The organism is Pelotomaculum propionicicum (assembly GCF_048984525.1).
Classification (GTDB): Bacteria; Bacillota; Desulfotomaculia; order Desulfotomaculales; family Pelotomaculaceae; genus Syntrophopropionicum; species Syntrophopropionicum propionicicum_A.
The window spans coordinates 47,471-71,952 of record NZ_JBMGJC010000008.1 but is presented as its reverse complement, the minus strand read 5'-3'; the positions used below and the strand labels follow the sequence as shown (position 1 = coordinate 71,952).

23 protein-coding genes are annotated in these 24,482 nt (G+C 50.3%); 21 read left to right on the top strand and 2 right to left on the bottom strand.

The features are described from left to right. Nucleotides 1-3: 3 nt before the first annotated feature. A complete protein-coding gene (locus ACOBQJ_RS10265; protein ID WP_421071667.1) occupies nucleotides 4-225 on the bottom strand; it encodes a hypothetical protein in 222 nt (73 codons plus the stop codon). Nucleotides 226-317: 92 nt separating this feature from the next. Here ACOBQJ_RS10265 and ACOBQJ_RS10260 point away from each other — a divergent pair, with 92 nt between their 5' ends. From ACOBQJ_RS10260 to ACOBQJ_RS10220, 9 genes are read left to right on the top strand one after another with little or no spacing between them, the layout of a single operon-like run. Continuing rightward, a complete protein-coding gene (locus ACOBQJ_RS10260) occupies nucleotides 318-1,346 on the top strand; it encodes a glycosyltransferase family 2 protein (protein ID WP_421071666.1) in 1,029 nt (342 codons plus the stop codon). A 15-nt stretch (nucleotides 1,347-1,361) separates the two neighbouring features. Next, nucleotides 1,362-2,198, top strand: coding sequence for a DUF1616 domain-containing protein (locus ACOBQJ_RS10255; protein ID WP_421071665.1), 837 nt, complete (start codon nucleotides 1,362-1,364; stop codon nucleotides 2,196-2,198). Between the two features lie 21 nt (nucleotides 2,199-2,219). After that, nucleotides 2,220-2,933 (top strand): glycosyltransferase family 2 protein, encoded by a 714-nt coding sequence (locus ACOBQJ_RS10250; protein ID WP_421071664.1) that lies wholly within the window; start codon nucleotides 2,220-2,222, stop codon nucleotides 2,931-2,933. Nucleotides 2,934-2,990: 57 nt separating this feature from the next. Further along, nucleotides 2,991-4,151: a glycosyltransferase gene (locus ACOBQJ_RS10245; RefSeq protein ID WP_421071663.1), complete on the top strand. Its 1,161-nt coding sequence runs from the start codon at nucleotides 2,991-2,993 to the stop codon at nucleotides 4,149-4,151. Nucleotides 4,152-4,154: 3 nt separating this feature from the next. After that, on the top strand, nucleotides 4,155-5,228 hold the full coding sequence (locus tag ACOBQJ_RS10240; RefSeq protein WP_421071662.1) for a glycosyltransferase family 4 protein: 1,074 nt from the start codon (nucleotides 4,155-4,157) through the stop codon (nucleotides 5,226-5,228). Between the two features lie 31 nt (nucleotides 5,229-5,259). After that, nucleotides 5,260-6,393, top strand: coding sequence for a glycosyltransferase family 4 protein (locus ACOBQJ_RS10235; RefSeq protein WP_421071661.1), 1,134 nt, complete (start codon nucleotides 5,260-5,262; stop codon nucleotides 6,391-6,393). Between the two features lie 14 nt (nucleotides 6,394-6,407). Further along, nucleotides 6,408-8,063 carry a hypothetical protein gene (locus ACOBQJ_RS10230; RefSeq protein WP_421071660.1) on the top strand — a complete coding sequence of 552 codons (1,656 nt, stop codon included), beginning with the start codon at nucleotides 6,408-6,410 and terminating at the stop codon, nucleotides 8,061-8,063. Continuing rightward, a complete protein-coding gene (locus tag ACOBQJ_RS10225) occupies nucleotides 8,060-9,307 on the top strand; it encodes a lipopolysaccharide biosynthesis protein (RefSeq protein WP_421071659.1) in 1,248 nt (415 codons plus the stop codon). Before ACOBQJ_RS10230 ends, ACOBQJ_RS10225 begins: the two co-directional genes overlap by 4 nt. 2 nt (nucleotides 9,308-9,309) lie before the next feature. Then, nucleotides 9,310-10,746: a glycosyl hydrolase family 28-related protein gene (locus ACOBQJ_RS10220; protein WP_421071658.1), complete on the top strand. Its 1,437-nt coding sequence runs from the start codon at nucleotides 9,310-9,312 to the stop codon at nucleotides 10,744-10,746. A 72-nt stretch (nucleotides 10,747-10,818) separates the two neighbouring features. Here the strand turns inward: ACOBQJ_RS10220 and ACOBQJ_RS10215 are convergent, their stop codons facing one another. Next, entirely contained in the window at nucleotides 10,819-11,238 is a 420-nt protein-coding gene (locus tag ACOBQJ_RS10215) for a hypothetical protein (protein ID WP_421071657.1), read from the bottom strand. Between the two features lie 276 nt (nucleotides 11,239-11,514). Here ACOBQJ_RS10215 and ACOBQJ_RS10210 point away from each other — a divergent pair, with 276 nt between their 5' ends. The 12 genes from ACOBQJ_RS10210 (at nucleotide 11,515) to ACOBQJ_RS10155 (ending at nucleotide 24,471) form a co-directional block, all read left to right on the top strand. Then, nucleotides 11,515-12,117 (top strand): stage II sporulation protein M, encoded by a 603-nt coding sequence (locus ACOBQJ_RS10210; protein WP_421071656.1) that lies wholly within the window; start codon nucleotides 11,515-11,517, stop codon nucleotides 12,115-12,117. Nucleotides 12,118-12,246: 129 nt separating this feature from the next. Beyond that, nucleotides 12,247-13,062 carry an N-acetylmuramoyl-L-alanine amidase gene (locus ACOBQJ_RS10205; protein WP_421071655.1) on the top strand — a complete coding sequence of 272 codons (816 nt, stop codon included), beginning with the start codon at nucleotides 12,247-12,249 and terminating at the stop codon, nucleotides 13,060-13,062. A gap of 338 nt (nucleotides 13,063-13,400) precedes the next feature. Continuing rightward, complete coding sequence (locus ACOBQJ_RS10200) at nucleotides 13,401-13,625, top strand: DUF1659 domain-containing protein (protein WP_421071654.1); 225 nt, start codon at nucleotides 13,401-13,403, stop codon at nucleotides 13,623-13,625. Nucleotides 13,626-13,662: 37 nt separating this feature from the next. Further along, nucleotides 13,663-13,896: a DUF2922 domain-containing protein gene (locus ACOBQJ_RS10195; RefSeq protein WP_421071653.1), complete on the top strand. Its 234-nt coding sequence runs from the start codon at nucleotides 13,663-13,665 to the stop codon at nucleotides 13,894-13,896. Nucleotides 13,897-14,025: 129 nt separating this feature from the next. Next, nucleotides 14,026-14,175, top strand: coding sequence for a YvrJ family protein (locus ACOBQJ_RS10190; protein WP_421071652.1), 150 nt, complete (start codon nucleotides 14,026-14,028; stop codon nucleotides 14,173-14,175). Nucleotides 14,176-14,383: 208 nt separating this feature from the next. Beyond that, nucleotides 14,384-16,900 (top strand): PocR ligand-binding domain-containing protein, encoded by a 2,517-nt coding sequence (locus tag ACOBQJ_RS10185; protein ID WP_421071651.1) that lies wholly within the window; start codon nucleotides 14,384-14,386, stop codon nucleotides 16,898-16,900. 211 nt (nucleotides 16,901-17,111) lie between these two features. Continuing rightward, complete coding sequence (locus ACOBQJ_RS10180; protein ID WP_421071650.1) at nucleotides 17,112-19,352, top strand: PAS domain S-box protein; 2,241 nt, start codon at nucleotides 17,112-17,114, stop codon at nucleotides 19,350-19,352. A gap of 265 nt (nucleotides 19,353-19,617) precedes the next feature. Beyond that, nucleotides 19,618-20,823 carry a geranylgeranyl reductase family protein gene (locus ACOBQJ_RS10175; protein ID WP_421071649.1) on the top strand — a complete coding sequence of 402 codons (1,206 nt, stop codon included), beginning with the start codon at nucleotides 19,618-19,620 and terminating at the stop codon, nucleotides 20,821-20,823. A gap of 177 nt (nucleotides 20,824-21,000) precedes the next feature. Then, nucleotides 21,001-21,915 carry an exopolyphosphatase gene (locus ACOBQJ_RS10170; protein WP_421071648.1) on the top strand — a complete coding sequence of 305 codons (915 nt, stop codon included), beginning with the start codon at nucleotides 21,001-21,003 and terminating at the stop codon, nucleotides 21,913-21,915. A gap of 122 nt (nucleotides 21,916-22,037) precedes the next feature. After that, on the top strand, nucleotides 22,038-22,223 hold the full coding sequence (locus tag ACOBQJ_RS10165) for a hypothetical protein (RefSeq protein WP_421071647.1): 186 nt from the start codon (nucleotides 22,038-22,040) through the stop codon (nucleotides 22,221-22,223). A 113-nt stretch (nucleotides 22,224-22,336) separates the two neighbouring features. Further along, a complete protein-coding gene (gene galE / locus ACOBQJ_RS10160; RefSeq protein WP_421071646.1) occupies nucleotides 22,337-23,323 on the top strand; it encodes a UDP-glucose 4-epimerase GalE in 987 nt (328 codons plus the stop codon). Nucleotides 23,324-23,373: 50 nt separating this feature from the next. After that, nucleotides 23,374-24,471: a coiled-coil domain-containing protein gene (locus ACOBQJ_RS10155; RefSeq protein ID WP_421071645.1), complete on the top strand. Its 1,098-nt coding sequence runs from the start codon at nucleotides 23,374-23,376 to the stop codon at nucleotides 24,469-24,471. The last annotated feature ends 11 nt before the right edge of the window (nucleotides 24,472-24,482 follow it).

Sequence of the window (24,482 nt, the reverse complement as noted above, 5' to 3'; positions counted from 1 at the left end):
TATTCATGGGAAAGCGGTGGTTAATTTGTTTTCATCAATTGATATGACAGCGCCATTATTAGCTATATCTGAAAGCGTAAAACCGTTTGTTTCCAGTATGGGGCTGACAGCAACTTTAATCCTGATTTTTCTTCTTATCACCAGGGAGTTGGCGGCAGCGGCGCTGGAAAGCCTTTCGCCCGCTGATTTTCCTGAAATCGATTGGGCCTGCAAGGTGCTCAACATAAGTATCGTCCCGTTTTTTGTAATCTTCGCAATTGTGATGGTTTCCAGGATTATAAGTGTGATTTAAAAATTGCTCCTTGGGAAGTGAGAATATGATCAGCCCCAAAGTAACGATTGCCATCCCCACATACAACAGGGCGGCCTTGCTGCGTCAGGCTGTTGAAAGCGCGCTGGAGCAGACATACCAGGACATCGAGGTGCTTGTGGCCGATAACTCGTCAACTGATAATACGGGCGATGTCGTTAAACAGTTTAAAGACCACCGCATCCGTTATTTCAGACACAGTAAAAACAGGGGTTTTATTAACAACTTTAATTTCTGTCTGGAAAAAGCGGCAGGTGAGTATTTCCTGCTGCTGTCGGACGACGACATCCTGGACAATGACGCCATAAAATCGCTGCTGGCCAGATTTCAAGGCGACGATGACGTTATGTCTTACTGCAGCTTGATATTCTTTAATGAAAATGCCGGAACAAAAAAAATTGTCCAAAAAATTGCACCGGAAAAGGAAAGTGGGTTTGATTTTATAGCCGGCCGTCTCGCGGAGAAACGCGTGTGGGCGCCTTCCGCGGCATTATTCAGGACTTGCGTGCTCAGGTCGGCCGGCGGTTATCCCCCTGCCGGGATCGCCACGGATTTGGGAGCGTGTTTGGCAGGCTGCATGAAAGGGACGGTCGGCTATGTACCGCGTCCGCTGGTATACTACCGGCTGCACGAAAACAACGTATCGCAGATTACTAAATACAGCATTACTTCTCATGTTGACCTTATAAACTGGTCAAGCAGTCCCGGCAGCCCGGTATACGGACAGCGCGACCGGGTCTATCATTACTGTGTGCAGATTTTAAACCGCATGACCTATTCCGCGGCCCAAAGAGGAAACCGGGAAGTATTTGCCTTCGCGGCAGATATCCTGCGCAGGCTGTCGCCGGGTTTTGGGCAGGAAGCCAGGTTAAAGCTGTACAGTATTCCAAATATCAAATACGCGGTATCTTTTTTGTTCTATATAAAGGATTGTTTCGCGGCGGTATTTCTTACGGCCCGCACCTGGACCAGGGCAAAAGTTTTGCGTCATCCTGAAACAGCGGCGGAGAAAAATTTGCAAATACACCAGGTTTAAAGAGGTGCAGTAACTTTGAAACTTGAGATTAAAAACGAGCTCGTTTTTGCTTTTCTGATTTCGGCAGCCCTGGCAGGTGCGGTATTGATGGACGACAGGAGCTCCGTCAGGGTTGTCCTGGGTTTGCTCTCCGTCCTGTTCCTGCCCGGCTACGCGCTTGTCGCCGCGATGTTCCCCCAAAAAGAGGATCTGGACGGCATTGAGCGCCTGGCCCTGGCGTTTGGGCTCAGCATTGTGGTTGTCCCCATTTTAGGGTTCCTGCTCAATTACACCCCCTGGGGGATCAGCCCCTATCCCGTGCTGCTGGCCCTCCTGGCCTTCACAACGGTGATGTCCGCGGCAGCCCTTTACCGGAGATCAAAAATACCTGCCGGCCTGCGTTTTAAAATGCCTGTCGCGTTTAAATGGCCGGGGTTTGCTGGAATGGGATGGGTAGACCGGGCGCTCTTCACTGCTCTTGCCGGCGCTGTTTTATTTACAGCCGGGAGTATTTACCACGTTGCGGCCACACCGGTGACAGGGGAGCAGTTTACCGAGTTTTACATTTTAAGCCCGGGCGGCAAAGCAGGCGGTTATCCCTCGAAAATAACCGCCGGAGCGGAAACCGAGGTCACCCTGGGGATAGTCAACAACGAATACCGGCCGGTTTCCTACAGCGCTGAAATCGTCATAGACGGCAGGCTTGAGAAGAAGCTGGCGCCTGTTGACTTAAGCCATGGTGAAAAATGGGAGTCCCGGGTGACTTTCAGCGCAGTGGAGCCGCAAAACAACGTGAAAGTTGAGTTTTTACTTTACCTGGACGGGGAGAGCGCCCCGTACCGCTCACTGCACCTGTGGGTGAACGCAGTTTAAATGCAAAAAGGAGGCGGTATTTTGATCAGTAAAGGCAAGGTAAAAATAACGGCGCTGCTTTGCACGTTAAATGAAGAAAAAAACCTCCCTTATGTTTTGCCCCGCCTGCCCAAAGACATAGACGAAATACTAATTGTTGACGGCAGGTCAAGGGATAAAACGGTAGAAGCCGCCAAAAAGCTGTGTCCCCGCGCCCGCGTGGTCTTCCAGCCCGGAAAAGGAAAAGGGGACGCCCTCCGTTACGGGATCAGGCGGGCCAGGGGAGACATTATCGTAATGCTTGACGCTGACGGCTCGATGGCTCCTGAGGAGATTCCCAGGTTCGTGCAGCCGCTGCTGGAGGGCTATGATTTCGTCAAGGGTTCCAGGTTTCTGCCGGGCGGGGGGACCTCCGACATGCCGAAGCACCGCGTGTTCGGCAACTGGGTATTCACCACGCTGACAAACATTTTTCACAGGACCAAATATACCGACCTGTGTTACGGATATAACGCCTTTTGGAAAAAAGCTTTCAAAAAAGTCTTTTTTAAAGGCAATGGATTTGAAGTGGAAACTGAAATTAATATAAAAATCAACAAGGCGGGCCTGAAGGTAATCGAGGTGCCGAGTTTTGAGACGGAACGCCTTAACGGCGAGGGTAAGCTCCATAGTTTAAAAGACGGCTACCGGATATTATCCACAATTTTTAAAGAGCTGCGGAGTATTCCGGCAGAAAGCAGGCCAATTTCCCGGTGACAGCCATACCGCCGGGGCTGCGGCAGCTTATATAAAAATTAAGGTTACGGTGATCAGATGAAGATATGTCTTATCGGTTCTTCCAAAGTATTTTTCAGCGGCATATCCGCCCATACGATTTTCCATGCCAACGCCTTCGCGGAATTAGGCCACGACGTCTCCGTAATCCTCCTGCGAAACCTGGCGCCCCGGTTCCTCTACCCCGGAAAAAAGCGTCTCGGGAAGAATGACTGTGTTGTGGACTACAGCTCAAAGGTTAAAGTATATAACGGCCTGGACTGGAACTCGCCCGCTACGTGGATGGGGGCGGTCAGATTTTTGCAGTGTGAAAGGCCGGACGCAGTCATAATGCTCTGGTGGACATCGTCGGTAATCCACATGCAGCTGCTGCTGGCGCTCGCGCTGCGGACTGCCGGCAGGCCGCCGCTGATACTGGAAATGCACGAGGTTCTGGACCCGCATGAGGAAAAGTATATGCCGCTGCGGCTGTATTCACGCCTTGGCGGGCGCTGCCTGATGAACCTCTGTAAAGTATTTACGGTGCATTCCGGGGACGTCAGGGAATCAGTGAAGAAAACCTATGGCCTGCCGCCGGATAATGTTACCGTAATCCCCTTCGGGGTATACGACAGCTATACAGACCATGACCGGAGCGGGGCCAGACAGGAGCTTAATTTTAATAAATTCGTTATTCTTCATTTTGGCATGATCCGGAAATACAAAGGGATTTCCCTGCTGGTGAAGGCGTTCGACATGCTGCCCCCGGAAATTGCGCTTAATTCACAGCTGGTAATCGCGGGCGAGGACTGGGGTGATGACCGGGATCTCGCAGCCATGGTTAAGGGATCCCGTTACAGTTCCAGCATCCTGTACAGGCCGGAATTTGTTCCGGACCCCCTGGTCCCCAAATATTTTTCGGCGGCAGACGTAATTGTGCTGCCCTACCTGCGCTCCTGCGGCAGCGGAGTGGTCCATTTAGCCCTCGCCCAGGGCAAGCCGGTGCTCACTTCCGACCTTCCGGTAATGAGGGAGTGTTTAAAAGGATACGAAGGCGCGGGCTTTTTCCCTGTGGGAGACGCCGAAGCGTTGCAGAAAAAAATTATTGGCGCCTACCGGCGGTGGCGGCACGGGGAATTAAAAGATTTTGTGAATAGCGGCGCGACCTGGCATGACGTGGCTAGAAAATATATGCAAATTATCGAAGGGCTGGCTGTCTAGAAGATGCGTATAGCCTATGTAACTCCGAATTACTTCCCGTTCGTAGGCGGTGTGGAGAAACTCGTCCAGAAAATAAGCGAAGAATTAGCGGCAAAAGGCCATGAAGTGGAAATCATCACGACCGGGCGCGATGATGCAACGAAGACATTAAACGGCGTGTCAATCCGCAGCTTCCCAAGATCGTTCCCGTTCTATATATCGTATAGCTTAACGGATTATTTAATAAGGCACGGCCACCATTATGATATTGTGCAGGCGCATAATTTTCATACGCTGATACCGCTGCAGAGCGCTTATGCCAGGAAAAAGGCGGCCAAAAAATTCCCCCTGGTCCTGATGTCGCATTACCATGGGAAAGGAAGCTCCCGCTATTCTTCACTGCTTTTAAAAAGCGGGCGGCGCCTCTTCAGCGCAAATTACCGCAGCGCCGACGTGATTTTATGCCATACCGAATTTGAAAGTGATCTGCTGAAAAGCCATTTTGCCCTGCCCAAAAGCAAGATCCGCATTATCCCGGGCGGCGTGGATATAGCCGGGATAGAGAAAACGAAGCCATATGATGATGCCGGAAAAAATTTATGCGTGGTAAGCCGCTTGGAAAAATACAAAAATATTCACCTGGCGATCAAAGCCATGTATTTTCTGCCGGAAGAGTATCACCTGGTTATTATCGGCGACGGCCCTTACAAGCCGCAGCTGCAAAGAATAACCGGACAGCTGGGCTTGGTGCGTAAGGTGACCTTTAAAAACTTCGTCCCTCTTATGGAACTTTACAGCTGGTTGAAAACCTGCGCCCTGGTCCTCAATTTATCCGATTTGGAGTCCTTCGGCCTGACAGTTATTGAAGGTCTGGCCGCCGGCAAACCTGTGGTGGTCAATAACAGGACAGCCCTGGCCGAACTGGCAAAGCGTTTTGATGGAGTGACAGCGGTGGATGCCGCTCAATTAAACCCGCGGGAGCTGGCCCGGGCTATACAGCGCAGGGCCGAAACCCCTTTGGCCGAAAAACCCTGTCTCGGCCAGTACACGTGGAAAGCTGTGGCCGAACAATTATTGGGTTATTACCAGAGTATATAAATATATCAGGAAGAAAAAACGGGTAATTTTTATGTTTAATAAGGCCTTGTGTCATGCTGTCCGGGGAAAAAAAGAAATAGTTGTTATATCGCCGCACTGCAACAGCCCGGACAGCAGCGTTTTGGCCGGCGGTATCGGGACACATGTATATGAAATCTACTCCAGCCTGCCGGAAAGCTTAAAACCTGCGATTTTGCTTTTAACATGCAAGTCGTCTGACAGGCCGCCCGGTATCGACACAGTGTATATACCCCTGGTCAATTTGCCGTTTTTTTACCTTATTTCATTCCATATAACGGCGCTTGGCTACCTTCTTATCAGGAACAGGGGGCTCAAGGCCGGGGCCGTGCACGTGCACTACATGGAAATGGCGCTGCTGCCCGCGCTGTTGACGCTGTTATTGGGGATAAACATAGTTGTGACATTTCACGGATATCTTGATTACAATAAATATCCTGTCTTCATGCGGCCGGTAATGCGTCTGACCTGGAAGGTCCTCGAATACTGCCGCGCCGGTGTGGTAGTTTTATCGGGAGATTCGTACACTTACCACAAAAAACTTTGTTCAACGGAAAATGTCAGGTTGGACGTTGTAGGCAACGGGTTTATCGGCAGACAGGTGGTAGAAAAGATAAGAGAAACGAAAAGGGACCATAAACAGGACAGCCGGGTTATTATTTTTACCGGCCGCCTGTCGCCTGAGAAGAATGTTAAAGAACTAATAAACGCTTTTATTAAACTTGAAGACCCTGAATACGAACTCTGGATTGTGGGTGACGGGCCTGAAAGAGCACGCCTGGAAAGCCAGGCCGGGGGAAGTGAAGGCGGCGGTAAAATAAAATTCTGGGGCTGGCAGCCGCGCAGTGAAGTGTACAGGCTGCTCAGCGAAGCCGATATTTATGTGCTCCCGTCAATTTTCGAGGGGGTCCCCATCGCCCTGCTGGAGGCGTACTCCTTCGGGCTGAAATGCGTTTGTGTAAGGAACCCTTTTACAGAAACCATACCAAACATTACGCTGCTTGCATCTGCAGGCTGGCAGGAGATAAAAAGCAAGATTGTGACAGCCGCAGAGTCCGAAGCGGAGCCGGACATGGACTTTGTGAGTCAAATGAGCTGGGGGAACGCGGCAAAATGCCTTGAAAAGGTGTACCAAAAAATTATGTGAATGGAGTTGTAAATATGGACGAAACATCTGCATTTAAACTTAAGGCAAGAAGGATGGCTGTGGTGGTTTCAACATCCCTGCTCTTGAGTTTTTCCTTCTTTTTGCTGGGTACCTTTTCAAGCAGTGCGGCTGTAATACGCGACGCCAATTTTATCAGTTTTTTAACCTGCCTGAACCCTCTGTATTGGATCGGCCTGGCCCTGGTTATAGCGGTGCTGGTGGCCCTGTGGCGCTTTGAGGCTTACAATACGGGCGCACTTTCCCTGCTGGCCGTTATGCTGCTGGGGGTAATGCTGCTCTCCATACCGGTCCTGCTGCAAAAGAACGCGCCGTTCTATGTTTCGTACTACCCGGCCGGCGAAGTGCAGACGATCCTGCAGTCCCACCACATCAACATGCAGAGCGAACTCCCTTTAATAACCTATCATTACTGGCCCGGCCTGCATCTCTTTTCCGCGGTGAATATCCTGGTCAGCGGGGTAAGCCTGGACTTTCTATTAAAATACATACCGCTGCTCTGGGTGGTAGTCTTCACTTTGGAGACTTACGTGGTAGCAAAACATCTGAATTTCAGCCTGAGGCAGTGGCTGCTGGCGGCGTGGCTGATCCTGGTCGCCCAGTGGATCGGCCAGTATTATTACAGTGCCCAGGCTATCGCCATGCTAATGTACCTGATTATATTATCAGTTATCTTTTCAAGCAAAATCACAGTCCGGCACAGCCTGATTTTCTTTATTACAATAATTTCGTTAATCATCACCCATTCACTCACCGCATTTTCGGCCATTTTAAGCATTATTCTGGTGTCGCTATTCAGAAAGCGTCTCCGTACCATAGCGCTGGCTTCCTTTGTCTTGTTTATGTCCTATTACAGTTACATATCGATCCATGTGTTTAATGTCGGTGTCCATGAATTTGTGGGCAAACTTCTGCAGTTCGACTTCAATACTTTCTGGAAAAGTAGCGATTTCAGCAACACCTCGACCAGCAACCTTTCCAAAGTGATATGCCATTACGCCAAAATGATTTTCCCGGCCTCTTTTTTAATGATGGTATTCACTTCAACCTGGTATTTCATTAAAAACCGCAAACTATTACCTAAAGAAAAAATTAATTTATATTACTGCTCACTGCTGTGGCTGGTGGGAATAGGAATTCTGCTGATGTATAAATACGGGACGGAGATGCACTACAGGATATATCTTTACGCCTCTGTTATAATTGTCTGCCTTTTTATCAGCCATGTTTCGCGATCACCGGCTGTAATTGCCCTGGCCGTATTATTAACCGTACTGTTCTTCCCGGCCAGGTACGGGACTTATTCGTACGAACAAACCCTGGAATCAGAACTGACGGGGTCAAAATTCCTGGCTCATATCGTTGATCCCGGTGTATCGTTTGCTTATCAATTCCCTTCATATGTCTGGTACCATGAACCGGGCGACTTATACGCGCCCTTATTGCTCTATGCGCCCCAGTTCGGTGAAGGCAACTTGAAAGTAAACCCCGGAAGTGTCACCTATATCGCCGACAGCATCCAGTCCCACAATTACATGGACTATGCTTATGGTTTTGATAAAATATCAGGCTGGATAAGCCAAAACCCGGGCCAAGTAGAAATCATCTACAGCAACGGGTCATACTGGGCCTATAAGAACAGGACTTCATGAACCAAATCATCAGCAGTTTTATAAACAACGCGGCGCTTTCCAATGTCGTGGCGTCGGGCATCAGGGTTGGCTCCAAAAGCATCTGGGGGTTAGCGCTGCCGCTGTTGCTGGCGGTGGACCAATACGGTTACTACAGCCTGGTTATCGCGACCGCGGGAATAATTGTACAGGTTTCCGTACTGGGGGCGCCGCAGGTAATCATGCGCAGCCAGGACAACGTGCCCCTGCCGGCGCTTGTACTGCACTCATTTTTAATCGCCGCCGCCGGCTTTATTGTTATAAAGATTTTTACGAAGTACCAGGACGGGTACATTTTATTAATAGCAATGGTTGCAGCGCTGGCCAGTTATCAAATAGTATCCGCGCTGGTCAAAAAAGTGATGATGTTTTATATCATCATGATATCGGAGTTTGCCGGCGCCGCTGTACTGTTTTTCAGCCTGATATATATCTGGTTTACCAGGGACAACAGCGCTTTGAGCTGGCCAAACCTGGTGCTGATAGAAATTATAAGCGCTGCTTTCATGGTTTTTGTATTATTGATCTTTTTTTATACCTGCAAAATATCAATATCAAAAGACATCTTTATAAAAAATTACTTCCCGGCCATATACTCTATAGGCCTGATAAGTTTCATAGATATTTTTGTCTGGAAACGGATGGAGATATATTTTTTGCAGGCGAGCCCGTCCGGTATAGAAGGCGTTGCCGTTTTCAGCCTGGCCCTGATGATTTATAACGCGTTTATTTTTATCCCCAATTCAGTAGTTGAGGCATGGTATCCGTCCATTGCCGCGCAATATATTTCAGCAGCTGAGAGTTTCCATATATATATAAAAGAAAAAATAAAAAAATTTGCGAAGATCTACTCTTTATTCTGCGTCCTGAGCTTTCCTGTGATTGTTTTATTGCTGCGGTTAATGTTTAACAGCTATTTGCAGTGGTCAGGTTACATATTAATATTGGTTGGAGCGGCTTTATTCTTCGGATGTGAATGTTTTTGCTCAAGCGTATTATATTCGACAGGGCATGAGAAGGAATTGTATTTTCCCGCTGTTTCCGGTGCCGCAGTCGCGCTTGTGTTAAACGCGACCATCACGGTAAGATATGGTCTGAACGGCGTGATATTCGCATATATAATAACTCACGGATATATATTTGTGGTCCTGGTTAAAACTTTTTTTAAGGTTTACAGTGTGAAGAGATTAAGTGCCGATGTTATGAATAAATCTTTGGGGGATTAAATGTGAGTAAGGTCAGGCTGTCTATGCTGGCATTATTGCTTGTAATATTAATATCCCTTCCCCTGTCCGCCATGAAATCTTCCGGCTGCATAGTAAGGGATAACGGCGACGCCGACAAGGCCGGCAGTGATAACAATAACCGTGCTGCCGGTGTGTCGTTAATCAACGTAAAGGATTTTGGAGCAAAAGGGGACGGGGAAACAGACGACACGGCAGCCCTGCAGCAGGCAATTAACTCCCTGGCCCCTGATGGCGGCACAGTTGTTTTTTCGCCCGGGACATATATTACAAGTAACCAGATCACAGTGAGAGACAAAGTAAGCCTGATCGGTTCCGGCACAAATGTCACCGCGATTAAAAATATCAATAATACTCATATACTGAGACTGGATAAAGACGCATCCGATTTAACCGTGAGAGGCCTGACCCTGGACGGGAATAAAGGGTTAACCGGATACGGGATACTGGCTGTAACAGCCAATAAAAATATAGTGATCGAAAGCTGCAGGATTTGCAACACAGGGAGTATCGGGATCCTGTTTTCAAATCCCGGCATTGAAAATGTCATAATACGGGACAATGTTTTATATGATATCGGCTCCAGCAGAATAGAGCATGCCGGGTATGAGGGAAACGGCTTGTACCTCGGTGGCGGCGCCAGCAGGATCCAGGTGCACAGGAACTCTATTTCCAGGGTATATGGCCATGCCTGCGTATTTATTGCCGGGGCCAAAGACATCACTGTTTCTGAAAACCGCCTGTTTGACACGAGATACAGGGCTATCCAGTGTTTCGGCAATGGCAACCGCAATGTCCTGATCGAGAAAAACAGCATATACAATACCGGCGCTATTAACGACAGCGGGAAGGCGTTAGGATGCAACGGTATTTTGATCGATTCCTCGGACGCGCCGCTGTACAGCTTTACCATCCGCGCAAACAACCTTGCCAATATTGGCGAAAACGGTATTGAATGCTGGTCAGGCGCCATAATCGAGGGCAATACCATTAACCGGACAGGATATAGAAGTGATCTGGAGGGTGATTCGAAAGAAGGCATCCACATCTGCAGCGGCAGTATCGTCAGGAATAACACGGTTAAGAACACCGGTACCAAGGGAATAGAGTTAAATGCGATTGAAACGGTATATAAAGACACCGTTATAGAAGAAAACACTATTAAGAATGTGGGAACCGGCGGGAAATGGCAGGTCGGTATACGGGTAGTGGCGGATGGCCCTCAAGCCTTCGTGGACAACATTATTATCAGAAATAATACTATTGGCGATGATCAGGGAAACCCGACCACCATGACCGGGATCAATGTTTTCCGCACTAACGGGGGGACACTTGGTGAAAATATATTCGTCCAGTATAACCGTATAGACAGCAGCGTTAAAAGAAAATTGGACCTGGACAGGATCGTCAGGACCAGGTAGTTGGCAAATCGGTGACATTCCTCAGGCTTGTAGGGCGGGTTTTAACCCGACACAGGTTGTGAACCAGGGTAATCAGGATTTTATTTTCTGCTCCGGTGTTTTTTTGCTGAGTACCATTATGACGCAGAATACCAGGAATGCCGTCTCTACGGTAAAAAGTGTTATTGGGACCGGGTTAAGCTTTTTAAAGTGAAATATGTTATGGAATACGGAAAAGCCGGAGCCGGGTTGTAATATCAGGTATATATCAGGCAGCACCCCGAGCAGACCGGCGATTATAATTTTATAGTCTCCCTGCCATTTCCCGATTAACAGGAGATATGCCCCGGCACCCGCCGCCGGTATATAATTCCACTGTACTGCCAGATCAAAATGAGGGACCGCGTCCAGCAAGAAGTGTGACAGGAAAGCTAATACCAACAGGTAAGGCGTTTTAAGCGCGGCCCTTTGGTAGAGAGCCGCAGCCGCTAAAATATGTGTTGCTCCGGTCATAATACCTCCTCGATTAAAAGAACCCTGATGTAATAATTATACATAATTGCAATTAATACCTACTTGTCTTATAAAATAATTGTACTCGCACATTTTATTATCTCTGGTTTAAATATGTGATCCAGGAATGAATACAGCTGGTTCAAAGAAATGACCAGGCTCAGGTCTGCCCCTTTTCCCTGGCATAAAATGTATATCGCGGCCATATAGTGTAATAATAATTCCGCCTGCAAAGCACAGGAAGAACATTATTCCACGATAAGGTGTGCGGTATCGGTGATATTACTTTACAGGATTCTGGACGCGAAATTATTGTCCATACGCAAAAGGCCTTACAGCGGCGCCAGCCTTTTTCTAATATCAATGGCCGTTTTTGCCGCCGCGGTCCTGGCCGGAGGCCTGCTGGAACCCGTGCTGGCGCTTCCGGCCTACGAATTGCTGCTGAAGCCCTCAATCAATGGCATAAACGGGATGGCACAGGCCATGGGAGGATCAGGGGCAGCCGCCGCGGCCTCAATATTTATCAAAAACATAACCGCGGTCCTGCTCACGATAGCACTGGCCCGGCGCACCAGGGGCGTTTCGGTGGCTATTCTGCTGATCCTGAACGGCCTGATCATCGGCTCCGTGCTAAATATGCTGAGAATGCACGGGTACGGGGTTAAATGGCTGGCAGCCGGGATTATGACCCACGGCGTTTTTGAACTGACCGGGCTGTTTCTGGCGGGGGCGCTCGGGCTTAAACTGGTGCTGCTGCCCGCTGAGCAGCTTGAAAGGTACAAGAAAGAGCTGTGCCTGGTGATCACAGCGGTTTTAATCCCGATATTCCTGGCGGCGGCGTATGTTGAGGCTTTCATAACTCCGGCGGTATTAAGGTAACATAAAATTTTTCATATTATCACGGCCGCTGGCATACATAATATGGAACAGGCTTTTCGGCTGTAAATAGGACAAACCTTCAATCCACTAATGCCCGGGCAGATGAAATAAACAGAAAGGGTGATTGTTTTGTCTCCCGTAATTATAAAAACGATAAGAATCAGGAAACGGTACCTGGCCGCTCTGGTAGCCCTGGTTTTCCTCTCTTTCTACCTGACCAGGGCGCAGAATGACAGGGCTGAGAGGCAGGCTGTCACAGCTATGTCCCAGGCGCTGGCCAGCAGGGTGATCGTGGTGGACCCCGGCCACGGCGGTGCTGATACGGGTGTGGCCGGTAAAAGCGGCGCCTTGGAGAAGGAAATTACCCTTGCCGTGAGCAGGCTCCTGGCGGACAACCTGGCCCAGGCCGGCGCCATGGTCCTGATGACCAGGGAAACTGACAGCGACCTCAGTAACCCGGTCACAGCCGGGCTGACGGCAAAAAAAAGGGAGGACCTGGAAAGGCGTGTAGCCATCGCCAACGATAACAGGGCTGACCTTTATATAAGCGTCCATGTAAACAACTCTCCCGCCGCAGACCGCAGCGGCGCCCGGGTATATTACCAGCGGGGAGCGGTCCAGGGCGGCAAAGCCGGCCGGCATATGCAGTCGGAGCTCGCCCAGGTTTTAAAAAACACCGGCAGCCAGCCGGCTGCGGTGGATTACTACATTACCAGGAACACGTCAATGGCCGCGGTGGTGGTGGAGGCGGGGTACATTTCAAATGAAGCCGAGGAAAAGCTGCTGCTTGACCCGGCCTACCAGGGCAAGCTGGCCTGGGCCATATATGCCGGGGCTGTGAAGTATTTTGCCCTGGAGAACCCTCCCGTCCAGAGGCCGCCGGAAAATGATAAGCTGATCCAGACTTTCAAAGAGCAGGAGCAGAAAACGTTGAAGGAGCCGTAAAATTAAAGGTTGCAGATAAATATCCATGGCGTTGATCCGCTTGGCATTTGATTCGTTGGACATGAGTCGTGAGTCGTGAATATCAAGGTGTTTTGTTGTAGGGCGGGACTTATCCCGCCTTGCATTATGTCGATTTATGTCATTAATAACTTACCATGGAAATTGTTTTTTCTATTGACAGGCTATTACCATTTTGCTAATATAACAATAGAACATGTGTTTGGGGCAGGGCAAATATTAAGCATTTACCTGCCCCAAATGTTTTTATTTGCCCCCTCAGACAACATTAAGCGGTGTAGGTGAAAAAACAAGCCTGCACCTGGTAAGGAGGTGAAATAATGGCTGTAAACAAGGTCCCCACAAGCTCTGTGCTCAGGCTGGAACTCAACGTTGGTGTTGATGAAGGCGGCAACCCGGTCTACCGCAGCAAAAACCTGAACAATGTCAAGCCTGCCGCTGCTGACCAGGATCTTTTCGACGTCGCCGCAGCGATCGCCGGCCTGCAGGGATACACATTGAACGGTATCTCCCGTGTCGATGGCGCCCAGCTGGTGCAGGTCTAATATATATCAATTATTCAAATAGAAAGGAGGAAGCGTATTGGCCACAACCACCAAAACACTGCGCATGGTCTTCACCAGCCAGGCCGGCAGGAATGTCATCATTTCCCTGGACAACCCCCGCGGCGACCTGACCGCCGCTGAGATCGAAGCGGCTATGGACCTGGTTATTGCCCGGAATATCTTTACCAGCCCCGGCGGCGACCTGGTAGCAAAGCAGGACATCAAGGTTGTTGACAGCACTACCAACGATCTTTACGACCCGCCCGCTTAAACCACTTCGGGCGTTCATATAAAGCGCGGGTGACCGCACCCGCTCCGGGCACGGTGTCATCCATAACTTCTCAAGGCCGGCTGCTGCAGAGAAGGGGTAACGCCGTGCCCTTTCATTTTCTTAAAGGAGGTGTTCACACTGGATAATATCCTCCAGGCAGTGGGCAACGTGGGATTTCCCATAACCGTTGCGGTATACCTGCTGGTGAGAATCGAGAACAAGCTGGAAGCCCTGGCCGCCAGCATCACCAGGCTGGCCGAAGCGGTGGCTGATAATTAACGGGGCTGGTAAATAGGGATTAATGCTATAGCCATCTGCTTTTCAGGGATAATATAAACAACGCCGGGGCAAACGCCCCGGCTTTTTATAAGTATCTTTTATAAGAGACATTATTCGACATTATTCCCAAAGGAGTTATGTCATCAATTGTATAATTAGTTGAAGAAAATACAAGATCCTTAACTATTAATTGAGGTGGTACATAAAAATGAAATACAAGTTTTCAGATCTTGTAGATATTCAGCGTCTTCAGAAATTGATGAACTCTTTTTATGAAGCGACAGGTATACCACACGGCATTCATGATGTCGACGGCACCGTCCTGAGCGGGATAGGCTGGCAGGATATCTGCACCAAGTTTCACCGTGTCTGTAAACAGACTGAAGACAAATGCCTGATCAGCAACAGATATATTTCTGAACAATTGCAAGATGGGCCTTTTGTCGGGTATAGGTGTTTGAACGGCCTTATGGATTATGGCACCCCTATCATCGTGGAGGGGCAGCATTTGGCTACCATATTCCTGGGTCAGTTACTGCATGAGCCGCCCGATGAGGAGTTTTTCCGCCGCCAGGCGCGGGAGTACGGATTTGATGAAACTGCCTACATCGAGGCGCTCCGCCTGGTGCCGATTATCCCAAAAGAACGGGTCGAATCCATAATGATGTTTTTCTCTCAGCAGGCCCAATTCTTAGCTATGCTGGGGCTGGAGAAAAAACGCCAGCTGGAGGCGTCGGACAAGGTTTTGAAAGAGCGGGAAGAACGTTTGAGGCTGGTCCTGGAGGAGAGCCACGACGGTTTTTGGGATTGGGATATTGAAACGGGCTACACATATTTCAGCCCGCGCTGTTTTGAAGTGTTTGGGTATGAACCGGGGACAATCGAACCGAACGCACGTTCCTGGAAAATGTTTGTCCACCCCGATGATATCCCATTAGTTACAAGGATGTTAAACGAGCGCCTGGAAGGAAAGACAACTCGCTGTAACGCCGAATACCGGCTGATAACCGGAGCCGGCGAGTGGAAATGGGTTATAAGCAGAGGCAAAGTGGTAAAAAGGGACGAAAAAGGCCGGCCGCTGCGTATGGCCGGTACGTTGATTGATATTACAGAGCGAAAGCAGGTTGAGGAAGCGCTGCAAAAACAGACCGCGGAACTGGACCAGCAGGTCGAGGAAAGGACATCTGAACTGGTGAGAGTAAATAAAACCCTGCAGGAAACCCTGATGCAGGAAAAAGCGCTGCTGGACAGCATTCCGGACCTCGCCTGGCTCAAGGACCGGGAAAGCCGTTTTATTGCTGTCAATCAGCCTTTTGGAATGGCTTGCGGCGTAAAACCAGAAGATCTAGTGGGAAAAACGGATTTCGACATTTGGCCGAAAGAACTGGCTGAGAGGTACCTGGCCGATGACCGGCAGGTTATTATATCGGGGAGGATGAAACAGGTTGAAGAGCCCTTAATAGACAGTAGTGGTCAGCAAACCTGGATCGAAACTATTAAAGTTCCAATCCTCGACGAAAACGGGCAGGTCATCGGAACGGCGGGTATCGCCCGTGATATTACCGACCGCAAGCGTCTGCAGAACGAGCTGAAGAAACACCGTGATTTTCTTGAAGAACTGGTCTGGGAAAGGACCAAAGACCTCGATATGGCTAATAAGGGACTTCAAAAAGAGATAATGGACCGTAAAAAGGCGGAGGAGGCGCTTGAAACCGAGCGGCTAAGGCTATTCTCACTCCTGGAAAAACTGCCTGCAGCAGTCTCCCTTATTGCGCCGGATTATTCATTGGTTTTTACCAATAAAAAAGTTCGTGAAAGTTTTGGTGATATAAAGGGAAAACCCTGTTATAAAATTTTTCACCGGCGGGAAGTCCCCTGTACGGACTGTCCCATAATGAGCGTACTGGAAAAGAATACGCCAATGGAACAAGAAGTTGTTTTGTCCGGCATGATCTACCACACCTATTACTATCCTTTCCATGACGTTGACGGTTCTTTGCTGGCACTGGGATTAGGTATAGATATTACCGAACAAAAGCGTATGGGAAAGGAGATAGCCCGCCTGGACAGATTAAACCTGGTGGGGGAGATGGCAGCCGGCATCGGCCACGAGATAAGGAACCCAATGACCACAGTGCGCGGATTTCTGCAAATGTTAGGGGAGAAAGATGACTGTACCAAGTACAAGGATTATTTCAGCCTTATGATCGATGAACTGGACCGGGCCAACTCAATCATCACTGAATTCCTGTCTCTGGCTAAAAACAAGGCGGTTGAGTTTAAAACGCATGATCTGAACCATATCGTCAAGGTCATCCTGCCGTTGATTTCGGCTGACGCTATAGTCACAGACAAGCATATTGAAATAGATCTGGATGACATCCCGATCCTGCTCCTGGATGAAAAGGAGATCCGCCAGCTAATCCTGAACCTCGTCCGAAACGGGCTTGAGGCGATGTCCCCCGGCGGAACACTGACAATAAAAACGTTTTCTGAAGGAAACGAGGTTGTATTAGCGGTAATGGACCACGGTAAGGGAATTGAGCCCGATGTGCTCGAAAAAATCGGTACACCGTTCTTTACCACTAAAGATAACGGTACAGGGCTGGGGTTGGCGGTGTGTTACAGCATTGCTGCCAGGCATGATGCAGCTATAACAGTGGAAACAGGCCCTATAGGGACAACCTTTAATGTCAGGTTTAAAAAAATAAAAAGAGAAGACTAATTCTTTTCAAAATGTTAATTAAGCCGCCGGATTGTTGGCCCGGCGGTATCTTATTTAAATAGGAAATTTCCATGAATTATACTGTATATTTTCAAATAAAATTAAAGTTTAGTAATTTTTGGGTCGAAAATATAAATAATGTCTTATTTGTATTCTTAAAAAAAAGGGATGCTGTGACAGCGTCAATTGCAGCGATTTTTGAGAGAAACGGGTGAGCCTTCTGAAATCCGTTGAAAAAAGCAACATTTATTATTATCAATCCAGACAGGACCAGGAAAAAAAGTTCAACACCCTGGTTGAAAACATCAAGGGCGTTGTTTATAAAATAAACAGCAGGGGCAGGATTATGTTTGTAAGCCCCACTGTAAAACAGCTCACAGGATATGATGTCAGCGAGGTGGTCGGGCATTACCTGTCTGAGTTTGTTTGCCCCGATGACCTGCCAGATGCCATGGCTTCCCTTAAACAGGCTGTTAAGAGGAGCATCTCGTCCAGCGAATTTCGCGTGGTTTGCAAAAATGGTGAGATACGTTATACCCGCGCCACTTCCATTATTGAAGTAAGAAACAAAAGGGCCAAAGTCCTGACAGGAATCATAACCGATATAACCGAGCTAAAGCATAAAGAGGAGGATCTCCTGCTCACCAGAAAAGCTCTCAACAGCACCAGCAACCCGGTCCTGCTGACCGACTTAAACGGCATGTTCGTTTTATACCACAACGACTCCTTTTTCAAACTCACCGGGTATACATCCGCTGAAATAAACAACGCAGGCGGGGCGCCAGTCCTCTATGACAGCCCCGAAAAAGCAAAAGAGGTATACCGGACCATAATCAGGGGCGAGCCCTGGAAGGGGGAGTTTGACCTGCGTGCCAGCGACGGCCGCCTGGTCCCTGTTTGCCTGCACACCAACCTGATTAAGTCAGGGAAGAGGGCAATCGGCTGCTTTGGGGTTTTCGCCGACCTGACCGGGCAAAAGCAGGCTGAGGAAGACCGCCGCGCCGCCCACCAGAGGCTGCACAACATAATCGAGTTTCTGCCTGACGCCACCTTTGTTATTGACGAAGAAGGCAGAGTTATTGAATGGAACCGCGCCATTGAGGAAATGACAGGTAAAAGCAGGCGGGAGATGCTCGGCAGGGACGACTATTCCGTATTATTTTACGGGGTAAGCAGGCCGATGCTGATAGACCTGGTCCTCAAGCCTGACCAGTCTGTTGAGAAAGAATACGACAGGATTATAAGGAAAGAAAATTCACTTGTCGGCGAAGCTTACACGCCATATTACTTGCGGGGAAAAGGGGCTCACCTGTGGGGGGCGGCATCTCCCGTTTATGACAGCAGCGGCATTATGGCAGGCGCCATCGAGACCATCCGGGACATCAGCGAATGGAAGAAAACCACTGACATGCTGAGGTACTACGGGATTTACGACGCACTGACAGGACTCTACAACAGAAACCACTTCCAGGAAGAGATGCGCCATCTATGGCTTAACCAGACTGCCGGCATGATTATCTGTGACGTGGACGGGCTAAAGCTTGTCAACGACACCCTTGGTCACGACAAAGGGGACGCCCTGCTTTTTGCGGCCGCGGGCGTTATTAAAAAGTGCTTTGATAAAAATGAGGTAGTAGCCAGGATCGGAGGCGACGAGTTCGCGGTGCTTATTTGCGACACCGGCCAAAAAGAGGTGGAGAAAGCCTGCGGGAGGATCAGGGATGCTATCAGACAGCACAACAAAATAAACGGCGACATGCCTTTAAGCATGTCCATAGGATATGCGGTGACGGAAGATACCTCCGACATCAAAGCCCTCTTTAAGCAGGCTGACAATAATATGTACCGCGAGAAGCTCCACAGCAATAGCAGCGGCAGGAGCGCCATTGTCCAGACACTGATGAAAACCTTGAAGGAAAGGGATTTTATCACCGAAGGTCACGCAGACAGGCTGCAGGACTTGGTCGCCGCCCTGGCCCGTTCCATATCGCTGCCGGAAAGCAGGATCAACGACTTAAAGCTGCTGTCGCAGTTCCACGACATCGGGAAAGTCGGTATACAGGACAGTATTCTTTTTAAACCCGGACCTCTTACCAGCAAAGAGTTCAGCGAGATGAAGAGGCACTGTGAAATAGGATACCGTATCGCCATGTCATCTCCCGACCTTTCTCCAATCGCCGAATGGATTTTAAAACACCATGAATGGTGGGACGGCAGCGGTTATCCCCTGGGGCTGAAAGGTGAGGCTATCCCGCTGGAATGCCGTATTCTCGCCGTCGCTGACGCTTACGACGCGATGACCAGCGACCGTCCCTACAGGAAGGCGATGTCCCACGATGATGCGTTAAATGAGTTGAGAAAATTCGCGGGAAAACAATTTGCCCCGGATATAGTTGAAAAGTTTGTCGAAGTGACAAAATCAGGGGACAGTTTTAAATTAAAATCTCCATGATCAAGCACTCTGTTTTTATACCATAATTAAACGTGCCGCCGGTTTTTTAAAACAGGCGGCTTTTATATGCCTTCCGGCGGCAGCCATCAGGCCAGGTTTGTGCGCGTAATTAGAAATCAGCAGGACTGGTTTTTAATACATTTTCAGTCCAGTCGCAATAGGTGGGATTTTGTGGGAATTTTTTTCTCGATAGAAAAGGGAAATTAAAAATTTAATCTAATTATATATTGATGGTATGAAATGGAAACAAAGGAAATTTTTATATATGAATTACGATGTTCTTATAGCAGGAGGCGGACCCGCGGGCTGCAGGGCCGCCGGGCTTATCGCCGGGAGCGGTTATAAAGTAATGGTAGCTGAAGAGCACAGGGATATCGGTGAACCTTTGCAATGCGCCGGCCTGGTAAGCCCGCGGACTCTGAAAACGGCCGGGATATCACGGGACATTGTCCTAAATGAGGTCCATGGCGCTTTTATCCACTCCCCGGGCGGAGAAAAGCTTGCTTTCAGGGGCAAAAAATCGTATGCCCTGGTAATTGACCGCGCCGCCTTTGACCGCGGTTTGGCGGAAAAAGCACGGGGTAGCGGCGCTGAGATCATTACCGGGGTCAGGTTGGACGTGCGGGGCTGCGGACCTGAAAAAGTCCACGTGGTTTTAAAATCTCGTAAAAAAGAGATATCAGCAGCCGCCCGCCTGCTGATCGGGGCGGATGGCGCGAACTCACAGGCAGCTAGGTTTATAGGCGCCAGCCGGTCATCTGAAGTGATCCGCATGTATGCCGTTGAAGTAGAAATGAAATGCCATGATAAAGATATGGTCCACATTTTTTTAGGCAGAAATACCGCCCCCGGTTGGTTCGGCTGGGTCATCCCGGTAGGCTCCGGGCACGCCAGGGCGGGTATCGGCGTCAGCGGCAGCGACAGCCACCCCGCCTGTTATTTTAAAAAGATGGTCGATTCTTATCCCGGAATATTTAATGGGATGAAGGTGGTACGCCACACGGGCGGCGCCGTCCCTATCGGCATTCCGCCAAGAATATACGGGGATAAAATAATGCTGGTAGGCGACGCCGCCTGCCAGACCAAGCCAATATCAGGCGGAGGTCTGTTCCTGGGCCTCCTGGGCGCGGAACTCTGCTCGCAGGTAGCGTCAAAGGCGCTTTCGCGGGAGAGTTTTTCCATGGAGGACCTTTCCGAGTACCAGCGCCTGTGGGAAAAGAAGATGGGTAAGGAAATAAAAAACGCCCTCTGGCACAGGAATATCTTTTTGTCTATGACAGACCATGAAATGGACACGGTGATCAGGTTCCTCAGCCGGCCTTTTTGGCAGTACACCATAGCCACGCATGGGGATATCGACTACCCGTCCTGGCTGTCAGGCAGGCTGTCCTTTGCCGGGCCCTGGATGGAAAAATTTGTCCGGGCCAGGTTCAGGAAAGTGCTGAATTACGCGCTGCCGGTTGAATTTTAAACCTGGATAAAAGGATAACTATTAAGGCAGCAAGCAGCTGCCTTAATCTTTTTTTACAGCGGGGTTAACATATTATTTGGTATAAAAAACAAAAAAATTTTTTAAAAGGTAAAAATATCAAAAAGTGTGCCGATATATTGTAGTGACGTGATTTATTTGTTATAGGGGGGTATTTTTTTGAGACTTTTAACTCGTTCTGATTTTGACGGCCTGGCGAGCGCCGTCCTTTTGAAAGAAGCCGGAATTATTGATGACAGAAAGTTTGTCCACCCTAAAGATATACAGGATGGCATTATTGAAGTAACAGAAAATGACGTGCTGGCCAATATACCGTTTGTGGAAGGCTGCGGCTTGTGGTTTGACCACCACTCGAGCGAGAGCGAGAGGTTGGAGCTGGACGGCAGGTACAAGGGTTACAGCCGCTCGGCCCCCAGTGCGGCCAGGGTTATTTACGACTACTATGGGGGCGACGAAAAATTCGGCCACCTGAATGAGCTGATAGAGGCTGTCGACAAGGCTGACAGCGGCCGGTTTACCAGGGACGAGGTGCTGCACCCGCAGGGCTGGGTGCTGCTCTCCTTTATCATGGATCCCCGCACCGGCCTGGGGAGGTTCAGGGACTACCGCATCAGCAACTACCAGCTGATGGATCAAATGATCGAGTATTGCGGAGGCAAGCCGATTGATGAAATACTGGACATGCCTGATGTGCAGGAAAGGATCAGGCGCTATTTCGAACAAAACAGCCTGTATGAAGATATGATCAAAAGCAATACCCGGGTGGAAGGAAACCTCATCGTCACTGACTTGCGCGGCGCCGACGTGATATACAGCGGCAACCGGTTCCTGGTTTACTGCCTGTACCCGGAGCAAAACATATCGATCTGGATCGTGGACGGCAAAAACAAGCAGAACTGTGTCTTCGCGGTAGGGCACAGCATTATCAACAGGACTTCCAAAACCGATGTGGGCTCCCTGATGCTGAAATACGGCGGCGGCGGCCACCGGGCGGTCGGGACCTGCCAGGTTCCTTATGACCAGGCGGAAAAAGCGCTTGCTGAACTGGTTTCAGCCATAAGACGGGACGGATAGTGAAAAGAGGGCATTACCGGATACATACCGGCGCCGGCGAACCCGGCGACGGTATTAATTTGCTGCCGTCCGTATAAACTCTGCCGGCCGGGGCAACCATAGATTGCAAAGGAGGCGCCGCCATGCCGGATAGCAAGACGGTCAAAACAAAACCGGGTCAAAGTAAAATTCATGAGCCTCTCAGCTCTTATTATCCACCACCTTTTACAGTGGAAAAGCCGACGATGCAAAACGTGGAGCCTGAGTATCGACCCCACAGCGCGGTTTACGTTAAAAATGAGAAAGCTCGCGAAAAGAAAAATCGTTAAGCAGGATAATTTTTAGATCTCAGACGCCGCACACCCGGCGTTATTTTTTTAAAGTGCTGCAAAGTTGCAATATGTTATAATTGGAATAAAATAACCCCGGGAGGGTGAATAAGATGAATATCCTGGTAACGGGCGGCGCCGGCTATATCGGCAGCCATACCGTCCTTGAGCTGGTTAAAAGAGGCCACCGGGTGGTGGTGCTTGATAATTTATCCAAAGGCCACAGGGCCGCGGTGCGCGGAATTGAACTTGTACAGGGGGAAACCGGCGACACCGCGCTATTAAAGGAGCTTTTCGAAAAACACAAGGTCGAGGCTGTGGTCCATTTCGCCGCCAGCAGCCTGGTCGGCGAGTCGGTGCGGCAGCCGGCCGGTTACTACCATAACAACGTGGTAAAAGGGCTGGCCCTGCTGGACACCATGGCGGAGTCGGGCGTGGGCCGCCTGGTCTTTTCCTCGACCGCGGCGGTATACGGGGAACCGCTGGAGGTGCCGATCCCGGAGAAGCACCCAACAGTGCCGACCAACCCGTACGGCGCGACAAAGCTGGCCCTGGAGGGGGCCATGCGCTGGTACGGCGGGGCTTACGGCCTGCGCTTCGCTTCCCTGCGCTATTTTAACGCGGCAGGGGCGGACCCCTCGGGGGCGATCGGGGAAGACCACGACCCTGAAACCCACCTGATACCGCTGGTGCTCAAGTCAGCCCTGGGTCTAATCCCGCACCTGGAGATCTACGGTACAGATTACCCGACTTCGGACGGCACCTGCGTCAGGGACTACATTCATGTGAGCGACCTGGCCACAGCCCACGCCCTGGCCCTGGACGCCCTGGCGGCAGGCTCGCCTTCGACTGTCTATAACCTCGGCAACGGAAACGGGTACAGCGTTCTGGAAGTAATTAAGACCGCGGAAGAGGTGGTGGGGAGACCCATCAAGGTTAAATACGGGCCCAGGAGGCCGGGCGACCCGGCGGCGCTGGTGGCCGGATCCGGCAAGATCATGGATGAGTTGGGCTGGCAGCCGCGCTTCGCGGACCTTAAGATGATCATAGAAACGGCCTGGCGCTGGCACAGCGGCCACCCGGCCGGGTTTGGCAAGTAAAAGTGGGCGGCCCGGCGGGGAAATATATAAAAACTTTTATTATTGTCCTGGTGTCCTCTTGGTTTATCTTTTTAGCCGGGGCGGGCGGAGAAGGTATGGAGCCCGGCGCGGCCACTCTCAAAGACAGGGAGAATGCGCTGCAGCAGCAGGCCGGACTGGGGGAAGAGGAAAAGCAGCTTGTTATTGAACTGCTTAACTGGGATGTGAAAATAGAGACCGCCAGGCTGGAACAGGAGCGGCTGCGGCGGGAGATCCCGCTCCAGGAGGAAACGCTGGCGGCCCTGGAGATACAGCTGGAACAGAGCCGCGCTGCGCTGGAGGAGGGCAGGGCCAGGCTGGGCCGGTGGATTAACCACCTGTACCGCTGCGGCGCCCTTACCTACCTGGACGTGGTCCTGGGCGCGGCAGATTTTGATGATTTTATTGAAAGAGCAGAGATGGTCGGCATCATCCTGGCCAGCCAGGCTAAAATGCTGGACGAAGTGCGCGGCTTTACCATTGCGGTGCGGGAGAACGCCGAGGCGGTCCGGCAGACACATGAGGAACTGACAATTAAAAGCCGGGAGCTTGACGGCCGGCTGCAAGAGATGGAAGCTGCCAGGGCCGGCAGGGAGGAGTTCCTCGGGGACCTCAGGGTGCGGTCAGCGGACCTCGCGTCCAGGGTGGCACAGGCTGAAACACAGTGGTACAACTCCCTGAATTCCCTGCATTACCTTTTAGCCAACCTGCACACCCTGCCGCTGTACAACCTGTCGCCCGTAAGCTCTGAGATCACCTTCAGCGGCCTGAGGCTTGTATACAGCGACGAGGAAATAAACAAAAATATTTTAAAAATAGGAGACGCTAACCTGGCGGGGTTTTCGGTGCGCTGTTATCCGGGCCGTTTCACGGTGACCGGGCCTGCTGCCCTGCCGGGGGGGCCTGATTTCATAGTGGAAGGGCATTTTCAGATGCTGGATGGAGGAAAGATCCGCTACCAGCCGGTGGCCCTGACCCTGGCGGGGGTGCCAGTCAGCCGGGAGGTGCTGGGTTACGTCTCTTCGGAAAGCGGGATGGTTATTGACGCCGGGGCTTACCTGGAGAGCTTCAGGCTCTCGGGCGTAAGCATCGAAGAAGGCCGCCTTGTGATCAACCTGGCCTTCAAGTAAAACCGTGTCAA

Excerpts from the sequence above, each read along its gene's own strand:
- ACOBQJ_RS10200 (WP_421071654.1), top strand. The coding sequence starts at position 13,401 with ATGGCTGTAAACAAGGTCCCCACAAGCTCTGTGCTCAGGCTGGAACTC.
- ACOBQJ_RS10265 (WP_421071667.1), bottom strand. The coding sequence starts at position 225 with ATGTTGAGCACCTTGCAGGCCCAATCGATTTCAGGAAAATCAGCGGGC.
- ACOBQJ_RS10225 (WP_421071659.1), top strand. The coding sequence starts at position 8,060 with ATGAACCAAATCATCAGCAGTTTTATAAACAACGCGGCGCTTTCCAAT.
- ACOBQJ_RS10165 (WP_421071647.1), top strand. The coding sequence starts at position 22,038 with ATGCCGGATAGCAAGACGGTCAAAACAAAACCGGGTCAAAGTAAAATT.
- ACOBQJ_RS10245 (WP_421071663.1), top strand. The coding sequence starts at position 2,991 with ATGAAGATATGTCTTATCGGTTCTTCCAAAGTATTTTTCAGCGGCATA.
- ACOBQJ_RS10235 (WP_421071661.1), top strand. The coding sequence starts at position 5,260 with ATGTTTAATAAGGCCTTGTGTCATGCTGTCCGGGGAAAAAAAGAAATA.
- ACOBQJ_RS10185 (WP_421071651.1), top strand. The coding sequence starts at position 14,384 with ATGAAATACAAGTTTTCAGATCTTGTAGATATTCAGCGTCTTCAGAAA.
- ACOBQJ_RS10230 (WP_421071660.1), top strand. The coding sequence starts at position 6,408 with ATGGACGAAACATCTGCATTTAAACTTAAGGCAAGAAGGATGGCTGTG.
- ACOBQJ_RS10175 (WP_421071649.1), top strand. The coding sequence starts at position 19,618 with ATGAATTACGATGTTCTTATAGCAGGAGGCGGACCCGCGGGCTGCAGG.
- ACOBQJ_RS10240 (WP_421071662.1), top strand. The coding sequence starts at position 4,155 with ATGCGTATAGCCTATGTAACTCCGAATTACTTCCCGTTCGTAGGCGGT.
- ACOBQJ_RS10215 (WP_421071657.1), bottom strand. The coding sequence starts at position 11,238 with ATGACCGGAGCAACACATATTTTAGCGGCTGCGGCTCTCTACCAAAGG.
- ACOBQJ_RS10260 (WP_421071666.1), top strand. The coding sequence starts at position 318 with ATGATCAGCCCCAAAGTAACGATTGCCATCCCCACATACAACAGGGCG.
- galE (WP_421071646.1), top strand. The coding sequence starts at position 22,337 with ATGAATATCCTGGTAACGGGCGGCGCCGGCTATATCGGCAGCCATACC.